This window comes from Loktanella salsilacus, from assembly GCF_900114485.1.
Classification (GTDB): Bacteria; Pseudomonadota; Alphaproteobacteria; order Rhodobacterales; family Rhodobacteraceae; genus Loktanella; species Loktanella salsilacus.
Genome location: NZ_FOTF01000003.1, coordinates 140758 through 162387, shown reverse-complemented (window position 1 = coordinate 162387; position 21630 = coordinate 140758). Strand labels below are relative to the sequence as shown.

The 21630-nt window shown below is 60.0% G+C and carries 22 protein-coding genes; 10 read left to right on the top strand and 12 right to left on the bottom strand.

Features of this window, described 5'->3' with window-relative positions; all coding sequences use genetic code 11:
* Window positions 1–22 precede the first annotated feature (22 nt).
* Together BM131_RS03600 and BM131_RS03595 are read left to right on the top strand one after the other, a co-directional pair.
* The gene (locus BM131_RS03600) at window positions 23–898 is read left to right on the top strand and encodes an S-methyl-5'-thioadenosine phosphorylase (RefSeq protein ID WP_090185771.1); all 876 of its coding nucleotides are present in this window, start codon (window positions 23–25) and stop codon (window positions 896–898) included.
* Window positions 895–1425 carry an adenine phosphoribosyltransferase gene (locus BM131_RS03595; protein WP_090185768.1) on the top strand — a complete coding sequence of 177 codons (531 nt, stop codon included), beginning with the start codon at window positions 895–897 and terminating at the stop codon, window positions 1423–1425. Before BM131_RS03600 ends, BM131_RS03595 begins: the two co-directional genes overlap by 4 nt.
* 171 nt (window positions 1426–1596) lie before the next feature.
* On the opposite strand, the gene BM131_RS03590 is transcribed toward BM131_RS03595, so the two are convergent.
* From BM131_RS03590 to coxB, 11 genes are all read right to left on the bottom strand, one after another.
* Window positions 1597–3018 (bottom strand): FAD-binding oxidoreductase, encoded by a 1422-nt coding sequence (locus BM131_RS03590; RefSeq protein WP_090186008.1) that lies wholly within the window; start codon window positions 3016–3018, stop codon window positions 1597–1599.
* Window positions 3019–3106: 88 nt separating this feature from the next.
* Entirely contained in the window at window positions 3107–3922 is an 816-nt protein-coding gene (locus BM131_RS03585; protein ID WP_175499144.1) for an alpha/beta fold hydrolase, read from the bottom strand.
* A 148-nt stretch (window positions 3923–4070) separates the two neighbouring features.
* Window positions 4071–4655, bottom strand: coding sequence for a GNAT family N-acetyltransferase (locus BM131_RS03580; RefSeq protein ID WP_090185763.1), 585 nt, complete (start codon window positions 4653–4655; stop codon window positions 4071–4073).
* On the bottom strand, window positions 4655–5917 hold the full coding sequence (locus tag BM131_RS03575; RefSeq protein ID WP_090185760.1) for a M16 family metallopeptidase: 1263 nt from the start codon (window positions 5915–5917) through the stop codon (window positions 4655–4657). The genes BM131_RS03580 and BM131_RS03575 overlap by 1 nt, the downstream gene beginning before the upstream one ends.
* Window positions 5914–7299: a threonine synthase gene (thrC, locus tag BM131_RS03570; RefSeq protein ID WP_090185758.1), complete on the bottom strand. Its 1386-nt coding sequence runs from the start codon at window positions 7297–7299 to the stop codon at window positions 5914–5916. The genes BM131_RS03575 and thrC overlap by 4 nt, the downstream gene beginning before the upstream one ends.
* A 1-nt stretch (window position 7300) precedes the next feature.
* The gene (locus tag BM131_RS03565) at window positions 7301–7978 is read right to left on the bottom strand and encodes an SURF1 family protein (protein ID WP_090185755.1); all 678 of its coding nucleotides are present in this window, start codon (window positions 7976–7978) and stop codon (window positions 7301–7303) included.
* A 125-nt stretch (window positions 7979–8103) separates the two neighbouring features.
* On the bottom strand, window positions 8104–8904 hold the full coding sequence (locus BM131_RS03560; RefSeq protein ID WP_090185753.1) for a cytochrome c oxidase subunit 3: 801 nt from the start codon (window positions 8902–8904) through the stop codon (window positions 8104–8106).
* 33 nt (window positions 8905–8937) lie between these two features.
* Window positions 8938–9549, bottom strand: coding sequence for a cytochrome c oxidase assembly protein (locus tag BM131_RS03555; RefSeq protein WP_090185750.1), 612 nt, complete (start codon window positions 9547–9549; stop codon window positions 8938–8940).
* Window positions 9549–9776 carry a hypothetical protein gene (locus BM131_RS03550; RefSeq protein WP_090185747.1) on the bottom strand — a complete coding sequence of 76 codons (228 nt, stop codon included), beginning with the start codon at window positions 9774–9776 and terminating at the stop codon, window positions 9549–9551. The genes BM131_RS03555 and BM131_RS03550 overlap by 1 nt, the downstream gene beginning before the upstream one ends.
* A complete protein-coding gene (cyoE, locus tag BM131_RS03545; RefSeq protein WP_090185746.1) occupies window positions 9777–10721 on the bottom strand; it encodes a heme o synthase in 945 nt (314 codons plus the stop codon).
* Window positions 10722–10817: 96 nt separating this feature from the next.
* On the bottom strand, window positions 10818–11648 hold the full coding sequence (coxB, locus tag BM131_RS03540) for a cytochrome c oxidase subunit II (RefSeq protein WP_090185743.1): 831 nt from the start codon (window positions 11646–11648) through the stop codon (window positions 10818–10820).
* Window positions 11649–11855: 207 nt separating this feature from the next.
* Between coxB and tldD the strand changes: the two genes are divergently transcribed.
* The 5 genes from tldD (at window position 11856) to BM131_RS03515 (ending at window position 18843) form a co-directional block, all read left to right on the top strand.
* Window positions 11856–13274: a metalloprotease TldD gene (gene tldD / locus BM131_RS03535; protein WP_090185741.1), complete on the top strand. Its 1419-nt coding sequence runs from the start codon at window positions 11856–11858 to the stop codon at window positions 13272–13274.
* A gap of 98 nt (window positions 13275–13372) precedes the next feature.
* On the top strand, window positions 13373–14539 hold the full coding sequence (dprA, locus tag BM131_RS03530; protein WP_090185738.1) for a DNA-processing protein DprA: 1167 nt from the start codon (window positions 13373–13375) through the stop codon (window positions 14537–14539).
* Window positions 14540–14696: 157 nt separating this feature from the next.
* Window positions 14697–17414: a type I DNA topoisomerase gene (topA, locus tag BM131_RS03525; RefSeq protein WP_090185735.1), complete on the top strand. Its 2718-nt coding sequence runs from the start codon at window positions 14697–14699 to the stop codon at window positions 17412–17414.
* 80 nt (window positions 17415–17494) lie between these two features.
* A complete protein-coding gene (locus tag BM131_RS03520) occupies window positions 17495–18199 on the top strand; it encodes a CoA transferase subunit A (protein ID WP_090185732.1) in 705 nt (234 codons plus the stop codon).
* The gene (locus BM131_RS03515; RefSeq protein WP_090185730.1) at window positions 18199–18843 is read left to right on the top strand and encodes a 3-oxoacid CoA-transferase subunit B; all 645 of its coding nucleotides are present in this window, start codon (window positions 18199–18201) and stop codon (window positions 18841–18843) included. Before BM131_RS03520 ends, BM131_RS03515 begins: the two co-directional genes overlap by 1 nt.
* 35 nt (window positions 18844–18878) lie before the next feature.
* On the opposite strand, the gene BM131_RS03510 is transcribed toward BM131_RS03515, so the two are convergent.
* Entirely contained in the window at window positions 18879–19724 is an 846-nt protein-coding gene (locus BM131_RS03510; RefSeq protein WP_090185728.1) for a lytic transglycosylase domain-containing protein, read from the bottom strand.
* A gap of 357 nt (window positions 19725–20081) precedes the next feature.
* Here BM131_RS03510 and BM131_RS03505 point away from each other — a divergent pair, with 357 nt between their 5' ends.
* From BM131_RS03505 to cpaB, 3 genes are all read left to right on the top strand, one after another.
* A complete protein-coding gene (locus BM131_RS03505; RefSeq protein ID WP_090185725.1) occupies window positions 20082–20270 on the top strand; it encodes a Flp family type IVb pilin in 189 nt (62 codons plus the stop codon).
* 158 nt (window positions 20271–20428) lie between these two features.
* Window positions 20429–20593 carry a hypothetical protein gene (locus BM131_RS20205; protein WP_175499140.1) on the top strand — a complete coding sequence of 55 codons (165 nt, stop codon included), beginning with the start codon at window positions 20429–20431 and terminating at the stop codon, window positions 20591–20593.
* Between the two features lie 73 nt (window positions 20594–20666).
* Window positions 20667–21533 carry a Flp pilus assembly protein CpaB gene (cpaB, locus tag BM131_RS03500; RefSeq protein WP_090185723.1) on the top strand — a complete coding sequence of 289 codons (867 nt, stop codon included), beginning with the start codon at window positions 20667–20669 and terminating at the stop codon, window positions 21531–21533.
* Window positions 21534–21630 lie beyond the last annotated feature (97 nt).

The following is a 21630-nucleotide window of genomic DNA, read 5'->3' as shown; positions in this document are numbered from 1 at the left end:
TGCAACACCGAAAGGCGCATTCATGCAGGGCAGATTTGGCATTATCGGCGGCTCGGGCCTGTATGACATTCCAGGACTCAAGGACGCAGCTTGGACGCAAGTCGACAGTCCGTGGGGCGCACCATCCGATGCGGTCTTGACCGGCACACTGAACGGCGTGCCGCTGGCGTTTCTGCCGCGCCACGGACGCGGACATGTGCACAGCCCGACGACTGTCCCCTACCGCGCGAATATCGACGCGATGAAACGGCTGGGCGTGACACACCTGGTCAGCATCAGCGCCTGCGGATCGTTCCGCGAAGACATGGCCCCAGGCGATTTTGTCGTCGTGGACCAATTCATCGACCGCACCTTTGCACGGGAAAAATCGTTCTTTGGCACCGGCTGCGTCGCGCACGTCAGCGTCGCCCACCCGGTCTGCCCCGACCTCTCCGCCGCCTGCGTTTCTGCGGCCCGCGCGGCCGGTATTCGCGTGCATGACGGCGGCACCTATCTGGCGATGGAAGGCCCGCAATTTTCCACCCGGGCGGAAAGTCTGATGTACCGCAGCTGGGGCTGCGACGTGATCGGCATGACAAACATGCCAGAGGCGAAGCTCGCCCGAGAGGCAGAGCTGCACTATGCTTCTGTCGCGATGATAACCGACTACGACAGCTGGCACCCGGATCACGATGCCGTCGACGTCGCCGACGTGATCCGCACCCTGCAAGGCAACGGCACAAAGGCGCGCGACATGGTCATGGCGCTTGCCGCGATGCTGCCCAAAGCTTGCGCTAGCGACTGCGATCAGGCATTGGCCCATGCGATTATGACATCCCCCGACCGGCGCGACCCTGCGCTGGTGGCAAAACTGGGCGCGGTCGCGGGCCGCGTTCTGAACCCAAAGGACACCGCATGAAAACCGTTCAGGACTATATCCGCACGATCCCCGATTTCCCGCACGAAGGGATCATGTTTCGCGATGTGACGACCCTGTTTGCCGACCCGCGCGGATTTCGCATGGCGATCGACCAGTTGCTGCACCCCTATGCAGGTCAGCCCATCGACCGGGTTGTCGGGCTAGAAGCGCGCGGCTTTATCCTTGGCGGCGCGATTGCCCACCAGTTGTCCGTCGGCTTTGTGCCGATCCGCAAAAAGGGCAAGCTGCCCGCCAAATGCATCGAGCAGGCCTACACGCTGGAATACGGCGAGGCGATTGTCGAAATCCACGACGACGCGCTGAAGCCGGGCGAACGCGTGCTGATGGTTGACGACCTGCTTGCCACTGGCGGCACGGCAGAGGCTGGGATCAAGCTGATCGAACGCCTTGGCGCACAGGTCACTGGCTGCGCCTTTGTCATCGACCTGCCTGAACTAGGCGGACGGGCAAAACTGGAAGCGCTAGGCATGGATGTCCATGCGCTGTGTGCCTACGAAGGCCACTAAGGCGCTGCGGCGGCGTTGGCATTTAACCCGCGCCGCCGCGACTAGATCCGCAGACCGGCTGCGCCGGATTTTCCGGCAAGACCTCTTTCGAAGGTCGCAGCATAGGTCTTCTGACCTGGGAGGAAGTCCAGTGATTCACCGGCTTTCTTCCTCCCTTATGCGTCGTGATCCTTAATCGTCAGTTAACGTGCGCAGCACGGCACCGGGATTCATAATGCCGTGGGGATCCAGTGCTAATTTAATCGCACGCATCATCGCCAGCTTGGCCGGATCGCCGTATTTTTCCAGATCGCCGACCTTTAGCCGCCCAACGCCGTGTTCGGCGCTGACCGACCCACCCATCTCGTGGGTCAGATCATGGACGCAATCCTTCACCGCGGCACGCTTATCTTCGTGATCGCTGCGCGCCTCGCCGAGTAAGGGGAAGACATTGTAGTGCAGGTTACCGTCCCCCAGATGACCAAAGCAGTTGATCCTGAAATGACCGACCTGCGCCAACCGCTTGCCACCTTCGACGATAAAATCAGGCACAAGGCTCAGCGGCAGCGAAATATCGTGGGACGAAATAGAGCCGATGCGCCGGTTCGCCTCTGGAATGCTTTCACGGATATGCCACAGCGCATCGCGGTCCGCACCGGACCGGGCAATCACGCCGTCGGTCACAAGCCCCGCCTCGGCCGCAACCTCGAACAGGGTTTCCAGCGCCGCGTCAGGGGCAAGCCCGGCGGGCATACCGATATCAATCAGCACCATCCATTCGGGGTGCGCAGCAAAGGGGGCCTTAAAAGCCGGGCCGACCTCGTCCAGAAAATCTAGGCCCTGACGGTGGATCATCTCGAACGCGGAAATCCCGTCACCAAGGCGCGACTGGGCCAGCGCAAGCAAATCCAGCGCCGCGGCAGGGGACGGCACCGCCAGCATTGCAGCCCCAACAGCGGCAGGCTGCGGCACAAGGCGCAAGGCGGCCGCGGTGATAATGCCAAGCGTGCCCTCTGCCCCGATCATCAAATCGCGCAGATCGTATCCGGTGTTATCCTTGCGCAGGCGCGACAACCCGTTCCAAATACTGCCGTCCGGGCGCACCACCTCTAGCCCCAGACACTGGGCGCGCGCATTGCCGTAGCGCAGCACATTCACGCCGCCTGCATTGGTAGATAGCAACCCGCCAATCCGCGCCGACCCTTCAGAGGCAAGCGAGAGCGGGAACATCCTCCCGATATCTTCTGCGGCCTTTTGCACATCAGCCAAGATCGCCCCGGCCTCGGCCACCAGAACGGATTCGCTGGGATAGGTCGCGCGGATTGCAGTCATGCGCTCTAGCGACAGCACAAGCGGCACATCCCCCTGCCCCATCAACTGGCCGCCGACCAATCCGGTGCCACCACCGTAAGGCACGACAGCGATGCGCCGTTCGTGACAATAACGTACGATCTGCGCAACCTGATCCGTCGTGCGCGGCGCGACGACGATCCCGCTACCCGCCCAGCGGCCGCGTGGTTCAGTCAGGTAAGGCGCGGTATCATCGCGAAAGGTATCTGCGGGCAAGGCCGCGCGCAGATCGGCAAGGGTATCGGTCGTGGCCGGGGTCAGCATGGCGGCTCCATTCTTTGTCGAGGCAAAGGTAAGGGCACGCCGGGCGGTGTCCAGCGCAAACGCCCCGTCGATCAGAAACGGCCGGACCTTAACGCAATCGGGGCGGGCGGCCTTCGGCAAAATCAAGCATATCCGCGAAGACATCTGGCCGGGTAAAGAACAACAGATGCCCCTGCCCCGGATAGCCAAGGATGGGGACGCCGCCGATTTTTCGCGAAAAATCGGTTGTTTGGCGGGTCGAGAACACCGGATCACTTAGGCCAATGAAAAACGCGACCGGGATGCCCGTCAGGTCCAGATTCGAAGGCAACCGCCAGCCGGGCAGCGCGAGCATATGCGCAAACGCGATTTGCGTATCCAGCTGCGTCTGAATCTTGGACCCACGCGCCACCGCGTCCTGCAATTCAGGCGAAGCGGTTGGCGCGGCCAGTTCTTCTCTGCCGAACAAAAGCCCTGCCCAGAACCGAGGCCAGACTTTTTCCTTTGCCACCGACTTTGTCGCATAAACCGCCCGCACGACATCACCTGCGCCGGACACAATCGTCTGCAATCCGCCAGCGTGTTCGACCGACGGCGACATCGCGGCCACGCGGACCTGATGGGCGGGATTTATGTCAGGCGCGGCCTCTAGCGCGATCAATGCGCCGGTAGAATAGCCGACCAAGACCAGCTGTGCGTCTGGGGCCAACTTACTGGCAAATTGAACAACGTCAGCAGCGGCCGTTGACGGGTCAAGGCGGTGGTCTGTCGGCAGGCCATCAAGGCCGGGATAGCGGTAAAAAGCGCGGGTATAACCTGCAGCTTCCCAGTCTTTTGAAGGGCCAAAGACTTCGATTGACGACAGAGCCCCGGGGATAAAAAGGGCGACCTTGTCGGCCTGCGCCACGGCTACAGCGTCATACACAAAAGGGTCCTGCGCCCCGGTGGTTCGCAGTAAGGCCGGGCTACACCCTGCACACATCAACAAAAGAAAAATCCAGCGCATGCCGCCATGCATTGTGCGATTGCACGCTGCCGTCAAGGTGCCCTGCCGCGTATCGGTGGCGTAGCGCCTAGCCGACGTCAGTGCGCCCCCGCCGGTCATGGCGCAGGTTGGCGTAAAGCACGTGATTGCGCCAGCGCCCGTCGATCTGCAAATAGCTTTGCGCGACGCCCTCGTATTTGTACCCGCAGTTTTCCAAGAGCCGGCGCGATGGCGCGTTTTCGGGCAGGCACCCTGCCTCGATCCGGCTCAGGTCCAGCGCGGTAAAGGCGTAATGCACCAGCGCTTTGATCGCCTCGCGCATGTAGCCTTGGCGCGCAAAAGATTGCCCGATCCAATAGCCCGTTGTCCCCGCCTGCGCCGGACCGCGGCGGATATTATCAAGCGTAATCGCCCCGATCAGTTGGTTGTCGCTGTGGCGGATCAGAAACAACGGCACTGCGCTGCCCTGCTGGATCGACCGTTGCGACCAATACACCCGGTTGGTGAATGACTTGCGGCTAAAATGATCGGCAGCCCAGGTCGGCTCCCACGGTTGCAGGAAATCGTGGCTGGCTTCGCGCAACCCGCACCATGGGCGAAAGTCGGCATGCATCGGCGGGCGCAACATCAGGCGTTCGGTATCTAGCCGAACCTTGCGCGCCCGCCCCAGCATCAGGCGACCAGTCGCGCGCGCAGCGCCTCTAGCGAGGGGGCCGCGTCGGCGGGACCATAAAGCGTCAGCGCCGCGCCAGCCTGCGCCGTGCGGGCGGCAAAGTCGCGCACGTCGCCCGTGGTGACGGCGTCGATGCTTTCCACCGTTTCCGCGACAGTCGGGATACGGTCCCAGATCGCCAGCAGCCGCGCCAGACGCTCTGCCCGGTTCGATGGGCTTTCCAGCCCCATTAGCAAGCCAGCCTTCATCTGCGCACGCGACCGGGCGACCTCGGCTGCCGTCATGTCGTCGGCCGCGCGCTTCATCTCGTCCATGGTGATATTGGCAAGCTCTTCGATCTCTTCGGCGCTAGTGCCCGCATAGATCGTGGTCAGGCCTGTATCCTCATAGGCTCCAGCCTGCGCAAAAATCGTATAGCACAGCCCGCGCTTTTCACGGATTTCTTGAAACAGACGGGACGACATGCCGCCGCCCAACGCGCTGGCATAAATCTGGGCGGTGTAGATCGCGGGATCGCGGTAATCCGGCCCCTCGAACGCCAGCGCAAAGTGGACTTGCTCCAGCTTCTTGCTCTCGCGCCGCTCGCCGCCGACGAATTTCGCGGGCTGGATCAGGCCGGTGCGCGGACGCGCTGGCAGATGTCCAAACAGCTTTTCCGCCTGCGCAACCAATGCGTCGTGATCGACAGCACCAGCGGCGGCAAGAATCATTTGGTTCGGGCCATAATGCGTGCCGACAAAGCCTGTCAGATCATCGCGGGTAAACTTCTCGACCCGCTCCTCTGGTCCCAAGATCGTGCGCCCAATGGGCTGGTCGGGATAAGCGACCTCTTGCAGCCAGTCGAAGATGATATCGTCTGGCGTATCCAGCGCCTGGCCGATCTCTTGCAAGATCACGCCGCGCTCTGTCTCGATCTCGTGGTCCTCGAACAGCGGGTTCAGCAGGATATCAGCGATCACATCAAGGCCAAGCCCGACGTCCGATTCGAGCACGCGCGCGTAATAGGCCGTCGTTTCCCGGCTGGTATAGGCGTTGATATAGCCGCCCACATCCTCGATCGCCTCTGCGATCTGCAGGGACGTGCGGGTGTCTGTGCCCTTGAACGCCATGTGTTCCAGAAAGTGCGCAATGCCGTTCTGCTCTTCGGCCTCGTGTCGGCCGCCCGCGTTCACCCAGATGCCAACAGAGGCGCTGGCCAGCCCCGGCATATGTTCAGTTACAACGCGAAAGCCGTTGGACAGCGTGTGAAGTTCAATGGTCAAGACGTGATCCGGTCCTTGATGATTTTCTGGATTGCAACAAGGTCACCCTTGCTGCGTGTAATCCGTTCGGGGCGGTCATACAGGTCCGCCATGCGCGGGGGCAAGGGGGGGTGGATGCCTGTCGCAGCCTCGACTGCGGCGGGGAATTTTGCGGGGTGTGCCGTGGCCAGTGTGACCATCGGAACGGTGCCAAGGTGCTTTTCGCCGATATTTGCACCCACAGCCGTGTGAGGGCACAGCAGTTCGCCATGCTCTGCCAGATAGCGGGTGATCGTCTCGGATGTGTCACCCTCTGACACCCGGCCAGAGGCATAGGCGCTGCGCAGCGCGTCGATGGCACCTTGGGAAATCTTAAAGCCACCCTTTTTCAGATCATCCATTTGGCTGGCAACGGCGGCGCCGTCTTGGCCGTAGGCATAAAACAGCGCGCGTTCAAAGTTGCTGCTGACCTGAATATCCATCGACGGGCTGATCGTCGGGGTCACGCTGTCCTTGGTATAAGCGCCGGTTTCCAGTGTGCGATGCAGGATGTCGTTCGTATTGGTCGCAACAACCAACTCGCCAATCGGCAGGCCCATCTGCTTGGCGATATAGCCCGCAAAGATGTCACCGAAATTGCCCGTCGGAACGGTAAAGCTGACCTTGCGATGCGGCGCACCCAGCGACACGGCGGACGTGAAGTAATACACCACCTGCGCCAACACCCGGCCCCAGTTGATCGAGTTCACCCCCGCCAGCCGCACGTCTTCGCGGAACTGGAAGTCGTTGAACATATCCTTCACCAGCGCCTGACAACCGTCGAAATCGCCATCCACGGCAATCGCATGGACGTTGGATTCGGTCGGCGTGGTCATCTGACGGCGCTGCACTTCGGACACGCGGCCATGCGGGTACAGGATAAAGACATCCACGGCATCAAGACCGCGAAACGCCTCTATCGCGGCAGAACCGGTATCGCCCGATGTCGCACCGACAATCGTGACGCGGTTGCCAGAGCGGGCAAGCGCCGCCTGAAACATCTGGCCAATCAGCTGCATCGCAAAGTCTTTGAACGCCAGCGTTGGGCCGTGGAACAGCTCCAGCAGGAAATGGTTCGGGGCCAACTGCACCAATGGCGCGCGGGCGGCGTGGCCAAATCCGGCATAGGCCTTGGCGATCAGCTCGCGGAATTGCGCGTCGGTGAAGGTCTCACCGATAAAGGGGCGCATGACGGTATAGGCCACGTCCTCATAGCTTTGCCCAGCCATTGCGGCGATCTGATCGGGGGTTAGTGTCGGGATCGTTTCCGGCACATAAAGGCCGCCATCCCGGGCAAGGCCCGTCAGCATTGTGTCTTCAAACGACAGGATCGGGGCCTGCCCGCGGGTCGAAATATAGCGCATGTCAGGCGTCCTTTTGGCGAAGTGTGCGAAAGATCAAAAGGCCAGTCATCAGCGCCCAGCCGATAGCCAGCATGAACCACGTAATGGCATAGCCAAGGTGGTCGTTGGGGATCCCCTCGATCCCGACCGGCATAGGGACGGTGGGGCTGACGGGGTCAATATTGCGGGCGACCAGCAAAATAGGCTCTGCGTTCAAGGCAGTGGCCATGGCAGGCAGATCGCGGGCGAACCAGATGCCCGTGGCGACATCGGGCTCCGGCGTCCAATTGTCCACCTCGTCCGGCCAAAGCAGATTGCCCGTCAGCGTCGCCTGCCCCGTCGGCAGCGCCGCGCCGCGATCATCAAGGGACAGAAAGCCAAAATCGGCCGCAATCGTGCGGCCCGCGTCGGTTTGAAATGCCGTGATGGTGCGATAGCCTGCGCCGTTATCCGCCGTGCTGACAAGCACCGACAAAGGTGCGCCGATGATCTGCCCCGAAACCATAACGGGTAGATATTCGTCGGCGACAGGATCGGGGTTCGCGGGCAGCGCCACGGGCGGTGCGATGATGGTCGCTGTGATCTGGTCCAGAATGGCTGTCTTCCACGTCAGGCGCTGCACCTGCCATGTCCCCAACGCGATCAGGACGGCGCAACCGGCGACGCCCATTAGCAGGGGAAAGAAAATCTTGCGCAGCATCGATGTCGCCCCTTGGATCAGACCGGGTTGCCTTACCGCGTTTGGCGCGCGGGGTGAAGGTCCGGTCTTATGCAAAAAGGCGACCCGCTGGGGCCGCCTTTTCAAATTCGGTGCGTGGATCGCGCTTATGCGCCCCAGATGTAGATCGAGGCAAAGAGGAACAGCCAGACGACGTCAACGAAGTGCCAGTACCAAGCTGCGGCCTCGAAACCGACGTGCTTTTCAGGGGTGAAGTGGCCCTTGTAGACGCGGATCAAGCAGACCAGCAGAAAGATCGTACCGATCAGAACGTGGAAACCATGGAAGCCGGTCGCCATGTAGAAGTTCGCGCCGTAGATGTTGCCAGCAAGGCCGAAGGCCGCGTGCGAATACTCGTACGCCTGAAACACGGTGAACAGCGCGCCCAAAGCGACGGCCAGCATCAGGCCCCACTTCATATCCTGACGGTTGTTTTCGTGCACCAGTGCGTGGTGTGCCCAAGTCGCGGCCGCGCCAGAGCAGAGCAGGATCAGCGTGTTGATCAGCGGCAGGTGCCACGGATCAAAGGTTTCGATCCCTGCAGGTGGCCAAACACCATCAACGATGGGACTCATCGGGCCCATCGGGTACATGGCGTGCTTAAAGAACGACCAGAACCAGGCCGCAAAGAACATGACTTCGGACATGATGAACATGATGAAGCCGTAACGCAGGCCGATGCGGACAACCGGGGTGTGATCGCCAATCTGGCTTTCGTGGACGACTTCGGACCACCAAGCGAACATGACGTAAAGCACCAGCGCCAAGCCGACCAGGAACGCCCATGGCCCGTGATCGTGCATCCACAGTGTGCCGCCGAACAGCATGATAAATGCGCCTAGCGAACCGGCGAATGGCCAGATCGACGGTGCGAGGATGTGGAAGTCGTGGTTCTTTTCGTGAGCCATGTTGTTGTTTTCCCGTGCTGCTGGTCGCGGTCGTTAGTTGGTGTCTATGGCGTTGGCTGGCGCGGTTGTCAAAAGATTCGCGTCGGCGGATGCCTGTTGTGTGGTTTCGGGTGGGTCAATCTCGTAAAAGGTATAACCCAATGTGATCGTATGGACATACTTCGCATCGCGGTCTTCGATAATTGCCGGGTCAACATAAAAGCTGACGGGCATCTGTACCGTTTCTCCGGGCTGCAAGGTTTGCTCGGTAAAGCAGAAGCATTCGATCTTATCGAAAAAGCCGCCCGCCTCGTAGGGGGTGACATTATAGGCAGCCTGCCCCGACACAACACGGTCGGTCGGGTTATGCGCCTCGTAAAATGCAAGGCCCGTTTCGCCGAGGCGCAGGGTCATTTCCCGCTGCACGGGCGTAAAGGTCCAAGGCATATCGCGATCAAGGGACGCGTCAAAGCGGACCTTAATCGTCTGATCAAGGATCGTGTCAGACCCGGCGGTCGCGACATTGGTATAGCCGGAAAAGCCCGTAACCCGGCAGAACCACGAATAAAAAGGCACGGACGCAAACGCGAGGCCAACCATCACCGCAACGACAGCAACCGTCTGTGCAAGGGTGCGATTGGCACCGGTAAGCCTAGGGAAAAGCATCAGTTTGAAACCTCTGGTAATGGAACAGTTGTTTCAGGAGTATCAGGCACGATCTGCGGGCGCACAACGTGGTCAAATGTCTCAAACTTGCGCAAGTCGCCCAGTTGCAGAACCTTCACCACGGTCAGCCCGAAGACGACACCAATAAACGCCAGCAGCAAAATGCCGACGCCCATGTTGCGGCCACGGCGGCGTTTGTGAATTTCATGTTCGACTTGGATTGCCATTTACAGGCCTCCGATATGGTTGGCGCGCAAGACAGCCTCGATCAGGAGGGCACCGAAATGCGCGAAAAGGTAATAGAGAGACACTTTGAAGGTCTTGATCTCGACCTTGTAATTGTCCGCCTCGGCCTGTGCATCGTCCCGGCGCCAAATGTCGTAGCAGCCTTTCAGGAACCAAGCGTTAAAGAACACTGCCACCGCCAAATAGACCCAGCCCCCGATCGAGGTGAAGCCAAGTCCAATCGCCACAGCGACCAGCGGCACGCAATAGGCCAGCACGTGGTTACGGGTGACGCGGCGGCCGTGGGTTTCGGTCAGCATCGGCACGCCAGCGTCGCCATAGTCCGTTTTCACAAACAGCGCGAGCGCCCAGAAGTGCGGCGGCGTCCACATAAAGATCAGCGCGAACATCAGGACCGAATCAATGCTGATTCCCCCGGTCGCAACGGCCCAGCCGATCATCGGAGGGAACGCACCAGCAGCGCCGCCAATCACGATATTCTGTGGCGTCGCGCGCTTGAGCCACATCGAATAAACGACGGCGTAAAAGAAGATGGTAAAGGCCAGCAACCCGGTCGCGACCCAATTGGTCGCAAGCCCAAGCAGCACAACAGCAAAGCAGGACAAAGTTAGACCAAGGCCCAGCGCTTCGCCCGGTTTAACGCGGCCATCAGGAATGGGGCGTTTCGCCGTGCGGCGCATGCGGGCGTCGATATCCGCATCCCACCACATGTTCAGCGCACCAGAGGCCCCAGCCCCAACGGCGATGCACAAAATCGCAACGAACCCGATGAAGGGATGGACCGGCGTCGGTGCCACAAGAAGGCCAACAAGGGCTGTGAACACCACCAGCGACATCACGCGCGGCTTCAGTAAGGCGAAATAATCGCCCATCTGCGCCTCGTACTCGGTCTCTGGGGTGGTTTCGTGCAGGCTCATGTCAGACATGGTTTGCGCCTTCAGCAGCTCGGATAAAAGGGACGCGACCCGGGGTAATCACCGGGTCGCGCCGTATGTAAATTTGGTCCCTAATCGCAACTGCGATCAGACGCCGTTCTGGTCTTTCGCTTCGATCAACCAAGCGTCGTAGACTTCTTGGCTGACGACCTTGACGGTGATCGGCATATAGGCATGGTCTTTGCCACACAGCTCAGAGCACTGGCCAAAGTAAATGCCTTCTTTTTCTGGGTTAAACCACAGTTGCGCCAAACGGCCAGGCACGGCGTCTTGCTTCACACCAAAGGCAGGGATGGTCCACGAATGGATCACGTCAGCGCCAGTCAGCTGCATCACGACGGTCTTGCCAACGGGCAGGATGATCGCCTGATCGGTTGCCAGCTTGTACAAATCGTCGGTGTAACCGTAGTCGGCCAGCTCTTCAGGAGCGAGCATGAAGGATTCGAACGCGACGCCTTCGTCAACGTATTCGTAGCCCCAATACCACTGGTAGCCTGTCACCTTGATGGTGATGTCGCCTTCAGGGATTTCCTGCTGGTTAAACAAGACCGGCAAAGAGAACGCACCGATAAACACCAGAACGATGATTGGCACGACGGTCCAAGCGATTTCCAGCGGGCTGTTGTGAGTAAAGCCAGCGGGCTTTGGGTTCGTCTTGTGGTTAAACTTCCAGAAGGTCCAAATCATCAGACCAGACACGAAAAGCACGATCGCGGTGATGATCCACAGCAGCATGCCGTCCAGCCAATGCACGTCGCGCGCAATGCTGGTGACAGCTTCTTGAAAACCGATTCCGTTCGCATGGGGGGCACCGATGACGGGCAATTCCACGTTCACGTCCTGCGCATTGGCCGCGGCACCGGCAAGAATAAGACCCATGGTGGTCCAGGCAGTCTTGGCGAAATTGCTCACTCGCATGTCTTTCCCTTTTGCTCCGGCGCAGGGTTTTCCCCCTGCGGCGTGACGATTGCGCGGGGCCACCGACGATGCGGCCGACACGGAATCCCGTTGTATCCTGCCCAGCGTGTCCCATATCCTGAGGGACAACTCAAGAACCACGATTGCGTCAAAGAGACGCTTTGGCGCGATGTGTGTGTTTAACTTGCCCCGCTTAAGGATGCCTAAATGACCGCTGACGCCTTCCGCCCATTCACGACGCACCTCGATCAGGATGCAGCCCTCGGCCTGTTGCGGGACGCCGTTCAGGGCGCTGACGACGGTGAATTGTTCATTGAACGCCGCCGGTCGGAAAGCCTTGTGCTGGACGATGGGCGTGTAAAAAACGCCAGCTATGATGCGTCCGAAGGCTTCGGCCTGCGCGCCGTGCGGGGCGAGCGTGCCGGTTATGCCCACGCCTCGACCATTGACGAACATGCGCTGCGGCGGGCCGTGGCGACGGCGCGTTTGGCCGTCGGTGATGGCGGCGGCACACTGGCGGCCGGGCCCAAGGGGACGAATGTTAAGCTTTATAGTGACGTTGACCCGGTGGCAGAGGCGACCTTTCCGGCAAAAATCGACCTACTGCGCCAGATCGACGCCTTCTGCCGCGATCTAGACCCGCGCATCGTGCAGGTCAGCGCATCCTTGGGCGCATCCTTGCAAGAGGTCGTGATATTGCGCCCCGAAGGGACTGTCGTCACGGATATTCGGCCGATGAGCCGCATCAATATCTCTGTCATCGTCGAGGACGGCGGCCGCCGGGAAAGCGGCAGCATGGGCGGCGGTGGCCGCGCATCGTTGATCGGCCTGATCGCGCCCGACCACTGGCAAGGCGTCGCCCGCGAAGCGCTGCGCATCGCGCTGGTCAACCTGACGGCCGAAGCCGCGCCAGCAGGCGTGATGGACGTGGTGCTTGGGCCGGGCTGGCCAGGCATTTTGCTGCATGAAGCGATTGGCCACGGGCTAGAGGGCGACTTTAACCGCAAAGGCAGCAGCGCGTTTGCGGGCCTGATGGGCCAACAGATTGCGGCCAAAGGCGTGACAGTGCTGGACGATGGCACGATCCCCGACCGTCGCGGCTCGATCACCGTGGACGACGAAGGCACGCCCAGCGCCAAGAATGTGTTGATCGATGACGGTGTGCTGGTTGGCTATATGCAGGACCGGCAGAATGCCCGCCTGATGGGCGTCGAACCCACCGGCAACGGGCGGCGCGAAAGCTATGCCCATGCGCCGATGCCGCGGATGACGAACACGTATATGCTGGCTGGCGGCACGCCCCCCGCCGATCTGGTCGCAGACCTGAAGGACGGGATCTATGCGGTTGGCTTTGGCGGTGGTCAGGTCGATATCACCAACGGCAAGTTCGTGTTTTCCTGCACAGAGGCCTACCGCGTCAAAGACGGCGTCGTCGGCGCGCCGATCAAGGGCGCAACCTTGATCGGTGACGGCGCGACCGCGCTGAAGCAGATTCGCGGCATCGGCAATGACCTCGCGCTCGACCCCGGCATCGGGAATTGCGGCAAGGCAGGCCAGTGGGTGCCCGTGGGCGTCGGCCAACCCAGCCTGATGATCGGGGGGCTGACCGTGGGCGGATCGGCCTGACCGATCAAAAACGTCTTAAATTGCTGAAATGATTCAGAACCTATTAACCCTTGGGATTCTAGTCTGATCAGGCAGCAAGACGAAGGTATGGTTCAAAAGTGGAACGTTTCCCGACCACGCACCACATCCCCCCCCAGGATGCCCCCAGGTTCCATCACCTTCGTCTTCTGCGTTCTCGCCGGGTCGGGCCAGCAACCTATCGCCGGCTGCTCGCCGAACACGGCACGGCGCTTGCCGCGCTTGACGCCCTGCCAGATATCGCCGCAGCGGCTGGCGTATCAGACTACAGCATTTGCCCAGAAGGCGTTGTTGCCGCCGAACTGAAGGCCGGGCAAAAGGCCGGTGCGCAATTGCTGATGCAGGGCGATCCGGGTTGGCCTGCGGTCATTGACGATCTTTCCGACGCACCGCCCATGCTATGGGCAATCGGTCAAATTGACCTGCTGCAGCGGCCCATGATCGCCATGGTTGGTGCCCGCAATGCATCGTCCCTTGGCACACGCATGGCAAAGGCGCTGGCCGCCGATCTGACCGCCGCAGGCTTTGTCGTGGTGTCCGGCCTTGCGCGCGGCATTGACGCCGCCGCCCACCACGCTGCGCTGCAAGGTGGCACCGTTGCTGTCCAGGCGGGCGGGGTCGATGTGATTTATCCGCGCGAAAATAGTGTGCTGGCACAGCAGATTGGGGCGCAGGGACTGCGCCTGTCGGAAATGCCAATGGGCCTGCAACCACAGGCGCGGCACTTTCCCGCGCGCAATCGCATTATCGCGGGCCTGTCGCGCGCCGTGGTCATCGTAGAAGCGGCGGCCAAGTCAGGCAGCCTGATCACCGCCCGCAATGCGCTGGATGCCAACCGCGACGTGCTCGCCGTGCCGGGCCACCCCTTTGATGCCCGCGCCGCCGGGTGCAACATGCTGATCCGCGATGGGGCAACGTTGATCCGCTGCGCCGCTGACGTGATCGAAGCCGTCGGCACCCTGCCCTGCGCCGCCCCTGAACTGCCGCTGCGAATGCCAGATCATTCGCAAACGCCAGACCGCCCGCAAGCGCCAGACCGCCCGCCAAAACCGCAGCGCGGATTGCGCGAAACTGCAGCGCTGCACAACTTGATCCTGAACCGCCTTGGCGTGTCCCCGATGGCCGAAGATCAGCTAATCCGCGACCTTGGAGGGGCTGCCCCCGTCGTCGCACCAGCGCTAGTCGACCTAGAGCTTGAGGGCCTCATTGCCCGTTCTGCCGGCGGGCTATTGTCACGCACCAACTGAGTGGTGACACGCCGGAAAATTTGTTTATCATTAATTTCAATGCAGTAAGGCGCATCAAGCGGTTTGGCACTGGCGCTACGCCGCCGGATTGACAACTTAGGGACAAGCCGACCATGTTGCGCGGCCAGTGTGCCCTCTAGTAAAAGCAAGGTTTTCCATGCCAGTTGTCGTTGTCGAATCCCCGGCGAAAGCCAAGACGATCAACAAGTATTTGGGGCAGGATTTCACGGTGCTGGCATCCTACGGCCACGTCCGCGACCTGCCGCCAAAGAACGGCTCGGTCCTACCGGACGAAGACTTTACCATGCTGTGGGAGGTCGCGAGCGATTCCAAAAAGCACCTCAAGGCCATCGTCGATGCGCTGAAAGAAGACCCGCACCTGATCCTCGCAACCGACCCCGACAGAGAGGGCGAGGCGATTTCGTGGCACCTGCAAGAAGAGTTGCAGAACAAGCGCGGGCTGAAAATTCAATCTGCCAGCCGCGTCGTCTTTAACGCGATCACAAAATCCGCCGTAACCGAGGCGATGAAAAATCCCCGCCAAGTCGACCAACCGCTGGTGGATGCCTATCTGGCGCGCCGCGCGCTGGATTATCTGGTGGGCTTCAACCTGTCGCCTGTGTTGTGGCGCAAACTGCCCGGCGCGAAATCCGCAGGCCGGGTTCAGTCGGTCTGCCTGCGTTTGATCGTCGAACGCGAGATGGAAATCGAAGCCTTTCGCAATCAGGAATACTGGACCGTCCGCGCGGTTCTGGAAAACCCCCGCGGCGCAAATTACGAGGCGCGCCTGACGGTGCTTGGCGGCAAAAAACTTGATAAATTCGATCTGGGCAACGCAACGCAGGCCGAAATGGCTGTGCAGGCGATCACCTCCCGCGATCTGTCCGTCCAAAGCGTGGAGGCGAAGCCCGCCAGCCGCAACCCCAGCCCACCCTTCATGACCTCGACCCTGCAGCAGGAAGCCAGCCGTAAATTCGGCATGGGCGCAAAGCAGTGTATGAGCGTTGCACAGCGCCTGTATGAGGCCGGGTTCATCACGTATATGCGGACCGACGGCATCGACATGGCACCAGAAGCGGTGACCGGTGCGCGCGACGCGATCAAGGCGAAGTTTGGCGACAATTACGTCCCCAAGGACGCCCGCATCTACAAAAACAAGGCGAAGAACGCGCAAGAGGCGCACGAATGTATCCGCCCGACGGATATGATGGTCGACGCAACGCAAGCAGAGATCAAGGATGCCGATCAGCGCAAGCTGTATGACCTGATCTGGAAGCGCACGCTGGCCAGCCAAATGGAAGCGGCGCGTATGGAACGCACGACCGTGGATGTGGGCAGCAAGGACGGGCAAGTCATGCTGCGTGCCAACGGTCAGGTCATGCTGTTCGACGGCTTCCTGCGCGTCTACGAGGAAGGCCGCGACGACAGCACGGACGAAGACGACAAGCGTCTGCCACAGATCGAACAGGGCGAGGTTGCCAAAAAGCAATCTGTTGATAGTGAACAACATTTCACCCTCCCCCCGCCCCGTTATACCGAAGCGACGCTGGTCAAGCGCATGGAAGAGCTCGGCATCGGCCGCCCGTCCACCTATGCCAGCATCGTCACGACAATTCAGGATCGCGGCTATGTCGAAAAAGACAAGAACCGCCTGATTCCGCAGGACAAAGGGCGGCTGGTGACAGCGTTCCTGTCGAACTACTTCCACCGCTACGTCGAATACGACTTTACTGCCGACCTAGAAGATCAGCTCGACAAGGTAAGCGCCGGAGAAGGCGACTATAAAAAGCTGCTTGAACGGTTCTGGCGCGACTTTTCCGCAGCGATTGCTGAAACCGCCGATCTGCGCATCGGCGAAGTGCTGGACAAAATCAACGAGGTGCTGGAACCGCACCTTTTCCCCGATCCCGGCGATGGCACCGATCCACGCCTTTGCCCCAACTGCGGCGCGGGCCGTCTGTCGATGCGCACAGCCCGGTCCGGCGGCGCGTTCATCGGCTGTTCGAATTACCCTGAATGCCGCTACACCCGGCCCTTCGGCCCCCCCGACCCAGAGGCGGAAAAGTCTGCAATTCCCCCTGACGGCAAGCTGCTGGGCGAGGATCAAGGCGAAGAGATCCGCATCTTCAAAGGCCGCTTTGGCCCCTTCGCCCAACGCGGTGCCGCGACAGAGGAGGTGCCGAAGCCGCCACGTCAATCTGTGCCTGCTGCGTGGGAGCCTGAAGAGGTTAGCCTGGAAGAGGCCGTGCGCCTGCTCGCCCTGCCCCGACTCATTGGAACACACCCCGAAGACGGCATTAACGTTTGGGCAAACATCGGACGCTATGGTCCGTATTTGAAACACGCTGACACGACATCTGACCGGGGTGGCACCAATGCCAACCTCGAAGGGTTGGACGACGTCTGGACCGTTGGCATGAACCACGCGGTGCAGCTATTGGCCGAAAAAGTCGCCAGCCGCGGCAGCCGCGGCAAGGCAGCCGTCGCGTTGAGAGAGTTGGGCGAACACCCGGCCGCTGGCGGTCCGGTTAATATCTATGACGGAAAATATGGTCCTTACGTGAAATGGGATAAGCTGAACGCCACGATCCCTGACACGATCACGCCAGAGGATTTGACGCTGGCGCAGGCGGTGGACCTGTTGGACGAACGGGCTGCGAAATCTGGCAAACCCAAACCGGGGGCCAAAAAGAAGGCTGCTCCGAAAAAGGCCGCTGCGAAAAAACCAGCCGCGAAAACGGCCGCAAAGAAACCTGCTGCAAAGACAGCGGCGAAGACTGCAACTAAGACGGCGACCAAAAAGCCTGCTGCGAAAAAAGCTGCGCCAAAAGCCAAGCCAGCGCCAGACGACGATGACGGCGACGTTTTGGAATAGGCTTCAAAGGCCCGCATCAGATTGACATTGCCCGGCGCGCCTAGCAGGTTCGCCGGGCAATTGAATTTTGAGGGTGCGAGATGAAGAAAGTCTATGGCTCTGCCGCCGAGGCGTTGGACGGTCTGCTGACCGATGACATGCTAATCGCCGCCGGAGGCTTTGGCCTGTGTGGCATCCCCGAACTTCTGCTGGGCGCGATCAAGGACTCAGGCGTTAAGGGTCTGACCTTTGCGTCCAACAATGCTGGCGTCGATGACTTCGGGATCGGCATCCTGCTGCAAACCAAACAGGTTAAGAAGATGATCTCTTCTTACGTGGGCGAGAACGCCGAGTTCATGCGTCAATATCTGGCTGGCGAACTAGAGGTCGAATTCAATCCGCAAGGCACGCTCGCCGAACGGATGCGCGCTGGCGGCTGCGGCATTCCCGGCTTTTACACCAAGACCGGCGTCGGCACCCAGATCGCCGAGGGGAAAGAGCACAAGGACTTCGACGGCCAGACCTATATCATGGAACGCGGCATCGTCGCGGATCTGGCAATCGTGAAGGCTTGGAAAGCGGACGCGACCGGCAACCTTGTGTTCCGCAAGACTGCCCGCAACTTTAACCCACCCGCCGCCATGTGCGGCAAGGTCTGCGTGGTCGAAGTCGAAGAGATCGTGCCGACAGGCAGCCTAGAGCCCGACAGCATCCACCTGCCCGGCGTCTATGTGCATCGCATTATTCAAGGCGAGCACGAAAAGCGGATCGAACAGCGCACGACACGCAAGAAGGAGTCTGCATAATGGCTGGGACGCAAAAGGGCTGGGACCGCAACCAAATGGCGGCCCGCGCTGCACAAGAATTGCAGGACGGCTGGTACGTAAACCTTGGCATCGGCATCCCGACGCTGGTCAGCAACTATATCCCCGACGGGATCGAGGTGACGTTGCAATCGGAAAACGGCATGCTTGGCATGGGCGCTTTCCCGATTGAAGGCGAAGAAGACGCCGACCTGATCAATGCGGGTAAACAGACGATTACCGAACTGCCGCAGACCGCGTTCTTCGATTCTGCGACGTCCTTTGGCATGATCCGCGGCGGCAAGATCGCGATGGCGATTCTTGGCGCGATGGAAGTCGCCGAGAATGGCGATCTGGCGAACTGGATGATTCCCGGCAAGCTGATCAAAGGCATGGGCGGCGCGATGGACCTTGTCGCCGGCGTGCAGCGCGTCGTGGTCGTCATGGATCACGCCAACAAGCACGGCGAATCAAAGGTCTTGAAGGCCTGCACTCTGCCGCTGACGGGCGCTGCCGTCGTGGACCGGATCATCACGAACCTTGGTGTGCTGGATGTCGTCGAAGGCGGTTTGCGGATCGTCGAATGTGCGACGGACGTGACGATGGACGAATTGCGCGCTGCAACCGAAGCCACAATCGTCGACTAATCAAAACGGGCGGGCCAGATTGGCCCGCCTACCAATTACGACCTGTTGACCGCGAACACACAGCCGTCGCTGACCAGTTCTGGCGGCGTCAGGCACAGGCCCTTTGCCACGGCAAAAGCGGCTAGCACCTTGGGCACATAGCCGCGGGTTTCCGCGAAGGGCGGCACACCTTTATTGTCGCGCACCGACCCTTCGCCAGCATTGTATCCTGCCAGCACCAAAATCGGGTCGCCATCGAACTTGTTCATCAACCAATCCAGATAGGCCACGCCGCCTTTGATGTTCTGTGCGGGCGACAGGCTATCCGTCACGCTAAAACGCGCGGCGGTGTCGGGCATCAGTTGCATCAACCCCTGCGCCCCTGCCCCGCTAACCGCCTGCGCATTCCCCGCGCTTTCCACACTGATCAAAGCAAGCACTAACGCCGGACTGACTTTTGTGCCGACGGTCGCCTTCAGAATCTCGATCCCATGTAGCGCCGCGATGTCCTGCAATGTCTGCAAGCGCGGGGCCGGCACCGACTTACCCTCTGGCGGTTGGGCGATCACCGCAAGCGCATCGTGCAAACGCCCCGGCCCACTGTCCGCCAAAGCAGGAGAGATCGTGGACCAGAACCAATCCAGCCCCGACGACTGCGGCACGCGGGCGATAGCACCGTCCGGCGTCATAACAGCCGCAGCGGTCTGTTCGGGCTTTGGCGCAAACATTGTCGCAGGGGCTGCGTTGGGATCGACCTGAACAGTAATCCGCGATCCACCCGACTTAGGCACCCCTACCCTTTTAAAGGTAAAATCAGGCTGCAATCGGCTTTCAGCCCGCAATTCCGCGACGCCCATCATCAGCCCGGCTACCACAAGACAGCCCACCGTAAAGATTTTCATAATTTATCCGTCCTGCTCGACGCTTCTTTTGCGCCGAGAGTCGCAGGTTCACGGCGTGATTGCTACTTTGACGTGAACAATAAGGCATTTTCGCCAGTATTCGACGCAAACGCGCAACGCAAAAATTAACAAAAATGTAGTAAATGAATAAAATTCACACATTAATTCATATACTTAGGAGTTTTATTGCTCTTTATCAAGTCTCGTCCAAAATAATGCGAAACGGGCCTAATTTCAGACGCAATCACAGGGCAAATATAACTCATCCAAGACGGGGAGCGGCCAAACAAGAGGCCGGTCGCGATAATCCGGCAAGGGATACTATAACACTAGCGATACCCTGAGGAGGGAATTAACATGTTGAACTTTATCAAAAACTTCCGCAACGACGAAGACGGTGCTGTGACTGTTGACTGGGTCGTTCTGACCGCTGCCATCGTTGCTCTGGGCCTGCTGGTCGGCACGACTGTCCGTAACGCGGCAATCGCCAAGACTGCCCTGATCGTTACTGACATCCAGGCTGTTGCCGGCACCACCACTCCATAATAGTAGCTCCAACGCTACTGAAAGCCGCGCCAATATGGCGCGGCTTTTTTTGTTGTGCTGGGCACGAAAGCACCACGGCCCCGCCGCAAGTTTGCCGTAATACCCTGCGATGCAAAGATGTCGCCACCAGATCGGAGAACTTGGACATGACAAGATTTTTGAAAAATTTCATTGCAGCCGAAGACGGCGCGATCACCGTAGATTGGGTCGTTCTTACGGCTGCAACTGTGGGCCTTGGCCTGATCATCGCCGTCGCCATCAAGCCGTCAGCGCTGGCAAAAGCAGATAACATCGCAGACGTCATCGCAGCCACCGAACCTTAATATTTTAGCCACGACGCGTCGGCCCCTGCCGCCCCACTCCGTCGATTTTACGGCCACCACGAAAGGATAAATCATGCGTACAGTATTTGGATTAGTGCTGGTGCTGGGAATGGCGCTCGCAGGATTCGCCGTCTACATGGTCAAAGGCTATGTTGCCGATACAGAATCTGCGTTGATTGCAGAACGTCAACGCGCAGCTCAAATTGTCGAAACTGTCGAAGTTTTGGCGGTCAACTCCGCAAAGGCCTTTGGCGACACCATCATGCCAGACGACCTGATAGCGGTCCGTTACGCCAAAGACTTCCTTCCCGAAGGCTCTTTTGCAACCAAAGAGGACCTATTTCCCGAAGGCATGGACATCAGCCGATCGGTACTCGTCTCGATGGACGCAAACGAAATTGTTCTTTCGTCAAAAGTGACCCCGCAAGGCCAAATCGCCAGCATCACGCAGACACTGCGCCCCATGATGCGTGCTTTTACCATCTATGTTGATGCCGGAACTGGCGTGTCAGGCTTTCTGCGCCCCGGAAACCGAGTCGACATCTACTGGACCGGCTTGGTCGGCCCGACCGCACGGCAGGACGAAACATTCTTGATTGGATCTTCGATTGAGCTGATCGCGATTGATCAAAGCACCGACCGCAACAGCACCCAAACCGTCATCCCGCGCACGGTGACTGTTCAGGTCAGCCCCTCTGACGTTGCCCGCCTTGCGCAGGCCCAGTCCGAAGGCAAGCTCAGCCTCTCGCTCGTCGGATCGGACTCTGCGTTGAATGTCGTGCCCGATGGCGACCAGGCAATCACCTTGCCAGAGCCGCCAGAAGCCCCCGTCGTCGTTGCCGAAGCCCCCGTCGAAGTCGCCCCTGCCCCGCAGACTTGCTACACGACTGTCCGCCGCGGCACCGAAAAAGTGCAGATGGAAATCGCCTGCACAAACTGATGGCAGCCAATACAAGGCGCCGGGGCCACGTCCCCGGCGCCTTTTCTATGTCCGCAGAGCCAAGCAGACATACAAAAAATGGCTAGCTGTTGCGCTT

Excerpts from the sequence above, each read along its gene's own strand:
- tldD (WP_090185741.1), top strand. The coding sequence starts at position 11,856 with ATGACCGCTGACGCCTTCCGCCCATTCACGACGCACCTCGATCAGGAT.
- topA (WP_090185735.1), top strand. The coding sequence starts at position 14,697 with ATGCCAGTTGTCGTTGTCGAATCCCCGGCGAAAGCCAAGACGATCAAC.
- cyoE (WP_090185746.1), bottom strand. The coding sequence starts at position 10,721 with ATGTCTGACATGAGCCTGCACGAAACCACCCCAGAGACCGAGTACGAG.
- BM131_RS03565 (WP_090185755.1), bottom strand. The coding sequence starts at position 7,978 with ATGCTGCGCAAGATTTTCTTTCCCCTGCTAATGGGCGTCGCCGGTTGC.
- cpaB (WP_090185723.1), top strand. The coding sequence starts at position 20,667 with ATGCGTACAGTATTTGGATTAGTGCTGGTGCTGGGAATGGCGCTCGCA.
- BM131_RS03560 (WP_090185753.1), bottom strand. The coding sequence starts at position 8,904 with ATGGCTCACGAAAAGAACCACGACTTCCACATCCTCGCACCGTCGATC.
- BM131_RS03520 (WP_090185732.1), top strand. The coding sequence starts at position 17,495 with ATGAAGAAAGTCTATGGCTCTGCCGCCGAGGCGTTGGACGGTCTGCTG.
- BM131_RS03505 (WP_090185725.1), top strand. The coding sequence starts at position 20,082 with ATGTTGAACTTTATCAAAAACTTCCGCAACGACGAAGACGGTGCTGTG.
- BM131_RS03510 (WP_090185728.1), bottom strand. The coding sequence starts at position 19,724 with ATGAAAATCTTTACGGTGGGCTGTCTTGTGGTAGCCGGGCTGATGATG.
- thrC (WP_090185758.1), bottom strand. The coding sequence starts at position 7,299 with ATGCGCTATATTTCGACCCGCGGGCAGGCCCCGATCCTGTCGTTTGAA.
- BM131_RS03515 (WP_090185730.1), top strand. The coding sequence starts at position 18,199 with ATGGCTGGGACGCAAAAGGGCTGGGACCGCAACCAAATGGCGGCCCGC.
- BM131_RS03555 (WP_090185750.1), bottom strand. The coding sequence starts at position 9,549 with ATGCTTTTCCCTAGGCTTACCGGTGCCAATCGCACCCTTGCACAGACG.
- BM131_RS03590 (WP_090186008.1), bottom strand. The coding sequence starts at position 3,018 with ATGCTGACCCCGGCCACGACCGATACCCTTGCCGATCTGCGCGCGGCC.
- BM131_RS03600 (WP_090185771.1), top strand. The coding sequence starts at position 23 with ATGCAGGGCAGATTTGGCATTATCGGCGGCTCGGGCCTGTATGACATT.
- BM131_RS03595 (WP_090185768.1), top strand. The coding sequence starts at position 895 with ATGAAAACCGTTCAGGACTATATCCGCACGATCCCCGATTTCCCGCAC.
- coxB (WP_090185743.1), bottom strand. The coding sequence starts at position 11,648 with ATGCGAGTGAGCAATTTCGCCAAGACTGCCTGGACCACCATGGGTCTT.
- BM131_RS03550 (WP_090185747.1), bottom strand. The coding sequence starts at position 9,776 with ATGGCAATCCAAGTCGAACATGAAATTCACAAACGCCGCCGTGGCCGC.
- BM131_RS03580 (WP_090185763.1), bottom strand. The coding sequence starts at position 4,655 with ATGCTGGGGCGGGCGCGCAAGGTTCGGCTAGATACCGAACGCCTGATG.